The sequence below is a fragment of the Haloferax profundi genome (genome assembly GCF_001469865.1).
GTDB classification, from domain to species: domain Archaea; phylum Halobacteriota; class Halobacteria; order Halobacteriales; family Haloferacaceae; genus Haloferax; species Haloferax profundi.
Genome location: NZ_LOPV01000103.1, coordinates 1 through 7,330 on the forward strand (window position 1 = coordinate 1; position 7,330 = coordinate 7,330).

At 64.1% G+C, this 7,330-nt stretch carries 9 protein-coding genes, 1 tRNA gene and 1 pseudogene; 4 read left to right on the top strand and 7 right to left on the bottom strand.

The genetic code is table 11. The features are described 5' to 3' along the window. Window positions 1-19 precede the first annotated feature (19 nt). Together AUR66_RS05610 and AUR66_RS05615 are read right to left on the bottom strand one after the other, a co-directional pair. Window positions 20-93 (bottom strand) — tRNA-Arg (locus tag AUR66_RS05610). Window positions 94-136: 43 nt separating this feature from the next. Then, entirely contained in the window at window positions 137-514 is a 378-nt protein-coding gene (locus AUR66_RS05615; protein ID WP_058571511.1) for a YccF domain-containing protein, read from the bottom strand. A 120-nt stretch (window positions 515-634) separates the two neighbouring features. On the opposite strand from AUR66_RS05615, the gene AUR66_RS05620 reads away from it, so the two are divergent. Together AUR66_RS05620 and AUR66_RS05625 are read left to right on the top strand one after the other, a co-directional pair. Next, on the top strand, window positions 635-1,204 hold the full coding sequence (locus tag AUR66_RS05620) for an AAA family ATPase (RefSeq protein WP_058571512.1): 570 nt from the start codon (window positions 635-637) through the stop codon (window positions 1,202-1,204). After that, entirely contained in the window at window positions 1,201-1,617 is a 417-nt protein-coding gene (locus AUR66_RS05625; RefSeq protein ID WP_058571513.1) for an RNA-binding domain-containing protein, read from the top strand. The genes AUR66_RS05620 and AUR66_RS05625 overlap by 4 nt, the downstream gene beginning before the upstream one ends. 24 nt (window positions 1,618-1,641) lie before the next feature. Here AUR66_RS05625 and AUR66_RS05630 read toward each other — a convergent pair whose 3' ends face one another. From AUR66_RS05630 to AUR66_RS05645, 4 genes are all read right to left on the bottom strand, one after another. Then, complete coding sequence (locus AUR66_RS05630; protein ID WP_058571514.1) at window positions 1,642-2,634, bottom strand: hypothetical protein; 993 nt, start codon at window positions 2,632-2,634, stop codon at window positions 1,642-1,644. 53 nt (window positions 2,635-2,687) lie between these two features. Next, a complete protein-coding gene (locus tag AUR66_RS05635) occupies window positions 2,688-3,248 on the bottom strand; it encodes a magnesium transporter (protein ID WP_058571515.1) in 561 nt (186 codons plus the stop codon). A 1-nt stretch (window position 3,249) separates the two neighbouring features. Beyond that, window positions 3,250-3,831: a magnesium transporter gene (locus AUR66_RS05640; RefSeq protein ID WP_058571516.1), complete on the bottom strand. Its 582-nt coding sequence runs from the start codon at window positions 3,829-3,831 to the stop codon at window positions 3,250-3,252. A gap of 119 nt (window positions 3,832-3,950) precedes the next feature. Further along, entirely contained in the window at window positions 3,951-5,345 is a 1,395-nt protein-coding gene (locus tag AUR66_RS05645) for a signal recognition particle protein Srp54 (protein WP_058571517.1), read from the bottom strand. Between the two features lie 90 nt (window positions 5,346-5,435). Here AUR66_RS05645 and AUR66_RS05650 point away from each other — a divergent pair, with 90 nt between their 5' ends. After that, entirely contained in the window at window positions 5,436-6,422 is a 987-nt protein-coding gene (locus tag AUR66_RS05650; RefSeq protein WP_058571518.1) for a D-2-hydroxyacid dehydrogenase, read from the top strand. 9 nt (window positions 6,423-6,431) lie between these two features. Then, complete coding sequence (locus tag AUR66_RS05655; RefSeq protein WP_058571519.1) at window positions 6,432-7,049, top strand: LysE family translocator; 618 nt, start codon at window positions 6,432-6,434, stop codon at window positions 7,047-7,049. A 39-nt stretch (window positions 7,050-7,088) separates the two neighbouring features. On the opposite strand, the pseudogene AUR66_RS05660 reads toward AUR66_RS05655, so the two are convergent. Then, a pseudogene (locus AUR66_RS05660) lies at window positions 7,089-7,330 on the bottom strand (signal recognition particle-docking protein FtsY); the annotation flags it as partial.

Here is a 7,330-nt window from a genome sequence, read left to right on the forward strand (position 1 = left end):
AGGAGCCGAAGGCGACGAACGAGCGCGACGGGATTCGAACCCGCGGCCGTCGGATTAGAAGTCCGACGCTCTGTCCAACTGAGCTACGCGCCCTCGTATCTCAAAAACAGGTGCCAAATGAAAAACGAATCGGCTTCTACCCGTCGAATCGGTACAGCGACGTGACCGCAGGAAGCCGATTGAACATCCAGTAGGCGAGAGGAAGGCCGATAATCGTGACCGCGAAGAACGCCGCCACGTTCGCCCAGAACCAACTGAGCCACCACCCGACGAACAGGAAGTAGACGCCGCGGACGACGAGCGACCGCTGGCCTTTCGCCGCGTCGGGGTTGCCGAGTGCACGCGGTTCTTTCAGCGAGAGCACCGTCGGCACGAGGTTGATGAGTTTGATTCCCAGCGGCAGGCCGATGATGGTCGCGTTGAGGAACCACGCGACGTTGACGACGGCGGGGGTGGCCCACCAGCCGATGAACACGAACCAGAGGATACGGACGAGGAGGGACCGTTGTTTCATAGCCGACACATCGTTGCGAGGAAGGAAAAGATGGGTGGGTCAGAGAGCGCCGTCGGCACATCGCGCGCCCGGAGCGACGTGAAGGGAGGGTTTAACAGCGCGAACGCGGTATCACCGCCTATGAGAGTCATCGGGACGGTCGGCTTGCCCGGAAGCGGAAAGGGCGAACTCGCCGAAGTAGCCCGCGAAGCAGGCATTCCCGTCGTGACGATGGGCGACATCATCCGCGAGGAGTGTCGCGCCCGCGGCCTCGACCCCGCGACGGACCACGGGAAGATAGCGAAGGCACTCCGCGAAGAGGAAGGCGACGACGCCATCGCCGCGCGCTCGCTGCCCGTCGTCGAAGACCACCTCGACTCGAACGACGTGGTGGTCGTCGACGGCCTCCGGTCGGACGTCGAACTCGACCGCTTCCGCGACGCCTTCGGCGACGAGTTCGTCCTCGTGAGCGTCGAAGCACCGTTCGAGACCCGTGCCGAGCGACTCGGTGACCGGGGACGAGACGAGAGTGACACCGACGTCGAGTCACTGAAGAAACGCGAGGAACGCGAACTCGACTTCGGGATGGGCGAGGCGATGGACCGCGCCGACGTCGTCATCGAGAACACCGGCACCCTCGACGAGTACCGCGAGACCATCACGCGACTGTTCGAAGAGGGACCGGACGCCGTCGCGGAGGCCAATCCATGATTTACAGCGTCGACGTTCGCATCGACGTTCCAGTTCGGGACACCGAGGTCACAGACCGCGTCGCCGACGCCGTCGAGAACCTCTTTCCGGGCGTCGAACTCACGCACGAACCCGGGAAACTCGTCGGTGAGACCCACGAGTTAGAGCGCTTCTCGGAGCGTCTGCACGAACAGGCCATCCTCGACACCGCCCGGCGAGAGTTCGACAAACGCCGCGACGAGGAAGGGTTCTCCTTCGCGCTGAAGAAACAGGCCGCGTTCAAGGGTGTCGTCAACTTCTCCGTCGGGAACCCCGACGAACTCGGCGACATCGAGGTGCACGTGACCGTCCGCGACCCGTCTGTCGAAGAACTCGTCGACTACATCGCGCCGCCGACAGAAGACGGTCGGCCAATCGACCCCCACGACCGCTGAGGGGTACGCGGCCCGACTGCGATGTTAAGCGACTAACAGCGCCACCGCGATGGCGATGAAGACGACTTTCAAACTCGTGTTGACGGCGATGACCTTCGACCCGAACTCTGGTCCCCAGATACCGTACTGAAAGGGAATCGACCGTTTGAACGTCGAGACGGCGAAAGAGATGATACCGCCGATGAGCATCGTCGCCACCGCCTGTTTCGGCGTGAACGTCTCGCCGATAGCGGGCGCGATAGTCGCCGCACCGGTCGTCGTGTCGAACGCGAAGGCGACGACGACAGGGACCGCAGCACCCGGCAGGCCGACGAGGTTCGTCAGCGGACTGGCGAGGTTCGTGAAGGATTCGAGGTCGGTCGTTCGCAAGAGGAGCGTGACGAGGACGTAGACCACCGCGAGTCGCGGGACGATTCGGCGAACCGTCTTCCACGTCTTTCGCGCGGCGTCTTCGGCCATCGCCCGAACCGAGTCTTCGTCGTCGCCGTTTGCCCCGTATTCGCCATCCGTGTCGCCTGCGCCGTCCGTTTCGGCGATGGCCGTGGGGGTGACGTTCTGTTTCGAGAGGAGTATCGCACCGGCGGCGACGCCAGTGAGCGTAATCGCCAGTGCGATTGCGGCGCGGGCACCGACGTACATGAATCCGACTTCGCGCCCGAGGATGGGGATGAGGACCGGCCAGTAGAACGTGAAGATGTGCTGGACGAACCCGAAGAACGTGTTGATGGTGACGGCGACGAGCGTCGCTTTGTCGTCTAAGACACCCGATTCGCGGAACTCCGCGAGCATCCCGTACCCCGCCGTCGTCGACGCGGCGGTGGTGACGATAGCCGTCCCAACCTCGTCGGGGAGGTTCGCTGGACTCGTCAAGTACCGCGAGAGGCCGGCGATACGCTCGACGAGGCCGAAGGCGACGACGAGGTTCGCCGCGAAGACGCCGATAGCGATGTAGACGGCGATACGCAGGACTCTGGGGAGCACCTCGACCAGCACCGGGAGAACGGTCGACGACTGCACAGAGAGTGGTCGGGTGGCGAGGAACTAATCGCCGTCGGTCGGTGTCGTGCCGATTACACCAGCAGTTGTGCGACCGCAAACAGCACGACCACCCCGAGGACGTCGCAGACGTTGGTGACGACGGGGATGACCACGTCGTCGGGGTCGAGACCGAACCGATAGGCGACGTACGTCGCAGTGAACGTCACGAAGACGGCCAAGACGGCGAGCGTGATACCGCTCGACAGCGCGACCAAGACGACTGTCGAGAAGGGGAGTGCGGGACCGCCAGTGACGACGAGCGTGGCGACCCACGCGCCGACGCCGATGATTGGAAAGACGGTCACCGCGAGGACGACTGTCGCCAACGCGTTCCCCGCGAGTTCGTCGTCGGCCGGCGAGAACGTGAGCGTCCCGAGGTGGAAGGACGTGGAGAGTCGTGCCGCGAGGATGCTCCCGAGATTGCCCGCCGTTCCGATAGTGACCGGCACGAGGACGAGCAGCGACGGATACTGGAGCAACTGCGCTTCGAAACTCCCGAGGACGAGTCCACTCCCGAGTTCGACGAGCGTGAGGACGAACAAGACGGGGAGCATCGCCCGTGAGATGGCACGGACGGTCCACTCAGTCGGCACGTCAGAACACCCCAGCGATGGCGAGGACGGTTCGGACCGCGATGAGCAAGAACAGGATGCCGAACACGTCTCCGGTCGTAGTCACCAGCGGTCCGACGATGGTGTCGGGGTTCCGTCCCCGTCTGTACCCCGCGAAGACGACAGTCACGACGACGACGGTGAGGACGATACCCGACAACAGACCGGCGACGATGGCGATGCCGACGAGAATCGGGAGCGGTGCGACTGGACTCCCGAGGAACGTGAGCAAGAAGAACGCCATGATGGAGGCGAAGGTGCTCGTCAACACGCCGTTGGCGAGTGCGGCCGTCGCGGCGGCCCGGAGTCGCTCGTCTGCGCCGGTGACGTAGGGGTCGATGAGACCCTGATGCAGTGCCGTAGCGATACGAGCACCCAGCGACCCATAGACGTTCCCGCGAGTCGCGAGCAGTGCAGGCACGAGGACGAGCAACCCCGGAACCGCCCGGAGTTCGGCGCGCATCCCACCGAGGACGACGCCGGCGATGAGGCCGCCGACGAGACTCGCCGCGAGTGCAGGGAGGGCTTCTTTGTAGGCCTCGACTGCCACGTCTCGCACCGTCATTGTCGGGTCCGACGGCCCCGAGCGTTAAAAGTCGGCGGTATGTCGAATTCAGAGTCTGAAGAGAACGGAGATGGAGCGTCGTCAGACGAAGCGGAGAAGGGATTGAAGATTAGATTAGATTAGAACGGACCCATACCGCCGAGGCCGCCCATACCGCCACCGCCGCCACCTTGTTGCTGGAGTTTCTTCATCATCCGCTGCATGTCGCCGTCGCCCATGCCCTGGAACTGCTTGATAGTCTGTTCCATCATGCGGTGTTGTTCGAGGAGTTCCTGAATCGTCTCCTCGTCTTTCCCAGAGCCCTGTGCGATGCGCTTCACACGCGAGGCACCGATGATGCGCGGGTTCTCCAGTTCGTCGTCGGTCATGGAGTCCATGATGACCTCGAACGAGCGCATCCGGTCTTTGGTCACGTCCATCGCGTCGTCCGGCAGTTGGTCTTTGAGGCCACCGCCGAGACCCGGAATCATGTCGAGCACCTGGTCGAGCGGCCCCATCTTGTTCATCGCCTCCATCTGTTTTTGCATGTCCTTGAGGGTGAAGTTCCCCTTCATCATCTCCTCGGGGTCCCAGTCCTCGTCTTCGGCCTGGGTCTCGGACATGGCGCGTTCGACGCGCTCGGAGAGTTGCTTCAGGTCGCCCATCCCGAGGAGACGCGAGATGAAGCCGTTGGGTTCGAACCGTTCGATATCCTGGACCGTCTCACCCATCCCGAGGAAGGCGATAGAGGAGTCCGTCTCGTTGACGGCGGTCAGGGCACCGCCACCTTTCGCCGTCCCGTCGAGTTTGGTGATGACGACGCCGCCGATACCGATGGATTCGTCGAACTGCTGAGCCTGGTCTTTCGCGCCCTGCCCGATTGCCGCGTCGAGGACGAGCAGGTTCAAGTCGGGTTGGACGACGTCTTCTATCTCTTCGATTTCGGCGATGAGGTCGTCTTCGAGCGCGTGACGACCGGCCGTGTCGACGATGTGGATGTCGGCGTCGTCGGTGGCTTCGAGGCCCTCGCGTGCGATTTGCACCGGGTCGTCGCAGTCGGGGTCGCCGTAGAATTCGACCTCGGCGCGCTCACACATCTGCTTGGCCTGGTCGTACGCACCGGGCCGGAAGGTGTCGGTCTGGATGACCGCCGGGCGCAGGCCTTTCTTCGAGAACCACCACGCCATCTTGGCGGACGTGGTCGTCTTCCCCGAGCCTTGCAGGCCGGCGAGCATGATAGTCTGTGATTCGAGCGGAATCTCCGTCGACTCACCGATGAGACCGACGAGTTCCTCGTAGACGATTTTCAGCACGTGGTCGCGGGCGTTCGTCCCACCCGGAGGCTCTTCTTCGAGCGCCCGGGTCTTGATGGAGTCAGAGAGGTCCATGACGAGGCTGACGTCGACGTCGGCAGAGAGCAAGGAGCGCTGAATCTCCTTGACGATTTCCTGAACGTCGTCCTCGTCCAGACGGGACTTACCCCGCAGCTTGTCGAGACTGCCGCGGAGAGAACTCCCGAGATTATCGAGTACCATTGTCCCCTCCTACGCCGCCGCGCCGGTAAAGGCTTTATCCGTCGCGTCCGCGGGCGAAGAGCTATCGGTCGACGCGGTGACACGCTGAACATGACGCGCATCCTCGTCCTCGACCAACCCGCACACGACATTCCCGCCGAGGAGTACGCCGACGCCCTCCGCGAGCGACGTCCCGACGCGACGGTCGTCCACCCGAAGACGACGGCCGAGACCATCGAGGCTGCTCGCGACGCCGACGTCATCACAGGGACCTACCTCCAGCACGACGTGCTCGACGCCGCCGCCGAACTCCGACTGTTCGCCGGTGCCGCCGCAGGGTACGACCACCTCCCCATGGAGACGCTCCGCGAACGAGGCATCGTGGTCACGAACGCCTCCGGCGTCCACGGGCCCAACATCGCCGAGCACGTCGTCGGATGGCTCTTGACGATTACCCGCCGCCTCGACGAGGGAATCCGCCGACAGGAGCGCCGCGAGTGGCGGTCGTTTCAGGCCTACGGCGAACTCAAGGGGTCGACAGTCACCGTCGTTGGGTTGGGCGCAATCGGACAGGCCGTCGTCGAGCGCCTCGAACCCTTCGGCGTCGAGACCATCGGAGTTCGCTACACACCCGAAAAAGGCGGGCCGACCGACCGAGTCCTCGGATTCGACGACCTCGAATCTGCCCTCGTCGAGACGGACTTCCTCGTACTCGCGTGTCCATTGACCGACGAGACGCGGCACCTCGTCGACCAGCAGGCGTTCTTCGCCCTCCCGAACCACGCCGTCCTCGTGAACGTCGCTCGGGGAGGTGTGGTCGACACCGACGCACTCGTCTCCTCGGTTCAGCGTGGCTACCTTCGGGCCGCCGCACTCGACGTGACCGACCCGGAACCGCTCCCTGAGGACCATCCGCTGTGGACCTTCGAGAACGTCTTCATCACCCCTCACGTCGCGGGGTACACACCGCAGTACTTCACTCGACTGGCAGACATCCTCGCCGAGAACGTCGAACGGTTGGAGTCGGGAGACGGAGAGACCACTCTTCGCAACCAAGTGCTTCCCGAAACCCCACGTACTTCACCCGACGAGTCGTAGACCGCGGCGATGGGCAGTATCGCATTCGGACTGCAACCGACCACGATTCTCGCGTTCTCCGGCGCGGCCATCGCGCTCATTCTCACCCCCGGCCCGGACACGATGTACGTCCTCGCCCGCGGTCTCGACGGGCGCGAATCGGGCGTCCGCTCGGCGTTCGGTATCGCGACTGGCGTCCTCTTTCACACGATGCTCGCCACGCTCGGCGTCGCCGCCCTCCTCCAGACGGTTCCCGAAGCGGCGGCCGCAATCCAGTACGTCGGGGCGGCGTATCTCATCTACCTCGGCGTGGTCGCTCTCCGCGACGACGAGTTCGACCCGAGCGTCGAGACAGATGCCTCTGGCAGTTTCCGACGCGGCGTCCTCGTCAACGCCCTGAACCCGAAAGTCGCGTTGTTCTTCCTCGCGTTTCTCCCCGGATTCGCCGGGCGCGGCCCCGGCGCAGGCGAGCGAATGGCCGTCTTGGGCGCACTGTACGCGGTACTCACCGCGCTCTACCTCTCTGCTGTCGCCCTCGGTGCCGACAGACTCGGCGACACCCTCGCCGAGACGCGGGTGAGTCGCGTCCTCAACTACGTCGGTGCAGGGACGATGCTGCTGCTCGGTGTCGTACTCGCGGTAGAGTGAGAAATCGACGGACTGGGCGACGAGGAAGCGTGTCGTCGCTTACTCGTCTTCGCCGAGCAGGCGTTCGACCATCGCTTCCGGGTCGAACCGCTCGATGTGGTCGTAGCCCTGTCCCACGCCGAGGAACAAGATTGGCTTGCCCGTGACGTAGGCGATGGAGATTGCCGCCCCACCGTTGGAGTCGGCGTCTGCCTTCGTCAGGATTGCACCGTCGATGGCCGCCGCGTCGTTGAACTGGCGGGCGCGTTCGACTGCGTCCTGTCCGGCGACTGCCTCGTCCA